The 1596-nt window shown below is 55.6% G+C and carries 1 protein-coding gene; it reads right to left on the bottom strand.

Translation table 11 applies throughout. The features are described 5' to 3' along the window. Positions 1 to 97: 97 nt before the first annotated feature. Positions 98 to 1516 (bottom strand): IS1182-like element ISPsy27 family transposase, encoded by a 1419-nt coding sequence (locus tag KBY02_RS25985; protein ID WP_024642505.1) that lies wholly within the window; start codon positions 1514 to 1516, stop codon positions 98 to 100. Positions 1517 to 1596 lie beyond the last annotated feature (80 nt).

The raw sequence follows: 1596 nt of genomic DNA, 5'->3' as shown, positions 1-1596 counted from the left end.
CAGACTGTGTGAAAACGCACTGAAGGCAAGCCCAACAAACGCCCCGACTTGTTCGGGGCGTTTGTTTTTGTGTGGGCAACAGTCGAAAAAAAGCTTTTCAGCCCATTAGCGCCATCAATTGGCGGGCTCCGAGTACGCTAATCGCTCGCTTGAGGTTGTAAGCATTCACCGCCAAGGCCATTTCCGCTTTTGCTCCCTCCAACTGGCGCAGCAGGAAGCGACCATTCCCCAACAGCCATTGCTTGAGATTGCCGAAAGGATGCTCAACGATGGATCTTCGACTGGCCATCATTTGCGGATGCGCGAGCATTCGCTGCTCCATTCGCTCAAAGGCTGCCTCATGGGCATGGCGTGAGACATAGCGGCGTTGAGCGCCAGTGCATCGGGATTTGAGTGGGCAGGCGGCGCAGTCGCTGACATGTGCCTGATAGATCCGATCGCCCCTGTTGCGCTGCTTGAGCGTCAACCATTTGCCCGCCGGGCACTGATAACGATCGTGTTCGGCTTCGTAGGTAAAGTCTTTGCGCTCAAAGAGTTCCTCACCGCCTGGGTTGACCGTGCGATTGGGCGGCACATAGACCGTTATCCCAGCCTCCTCGCAGGCCTGAAACTGCTGGCCGTTTGAATAGCCGGCATCGGCCGTCACGCTCAAGGCATCTTGTTCCAGATGTTCTTTGGCGGCTTTGGCCATTGGCTCCAGCTGTTTTCGGTCATCGCCGTCCTGAGTCACTTCATGGTGCAGAATCAGGCAATGTGCGGCGTCCACGGCGGTTTGTACGTTGTAGGCCACCCGTGGCCCTTTGGGCGTACGCATCATTCGGGCATCGCTTTCATGGGTGTTGAACTGCTCCAGGCCCATCGAGCTCATCAACGCTTGGCAGCTCTGATTGTCGTGCTGCCGAACTTCAAGCTGCGCCAGTGCTGTTTTGATCGCGCCGCGATCAATCACCTCTCCAGCCTCGGCCTTGTCGGCCTCATCCAGCTCCGCCAGATACTGAGCTATGCGCTTGTCCAGCTTTTCTTCCTGACGCTTGAGTTGTTTGAGGTTCATGTGACGCCGCGAGGAAGCGACAGCCTGAAACTTACTGCCATCGATGGCCACCAAGTCGCCTGCGATCAGACCCGCCATGCGGCAGAATCGAACGAAGGCGCGACACGTCGCCACAAAGGCAAGTTTGTTGTTTTTACGAAAGTCGGCGATGGTCTTGAAATCGGGTTTGAGTCGGTTAATCAGCCACATCACTTCGATATTGCGCTGACACTCGGCTTCAAGACGCCGCGATGAGCGAATCCGCTGGAAATAGCCGTAGAGGTACAGCTTGAGCTGATCGGCGGGGTCATAGGACGGGCGACCGGTGTTCTTGGGAAGCGCTTTATCAAAACCCAGTTGCACCAAATCCAGCTTGGCGACGTATAGGTCTATGACCCGAACGAGGTGATCCTCAGGGATCAACTCTTCCAGCGAGACCGGGAATAGACTGGTCTGGCTGCGAGACTCTCCTTGGATGTAGGCCATAACGAAAAATGCTCCGTACCTTTCGATACGGAGCATTTTCTTTGACCGCTGCAAAGATTGCTAGGTTTTCACACAGTCTG

This window comes from Pseudomonas sp. P129, assembly GCF_020312195.1.
GTDB classification, from domain to species: Bacteria; Pseudomonadota; Gammaproteobacteria; order Pseudomonadales; family Pseudomonadaceae; genus Aquipseudomonas; species Aquipseudomonas fragariae.
Note: the sequence above shows the minus strand (reverse complement) of the source record. Positions and strands in the feature narration are given on the sequence as shown.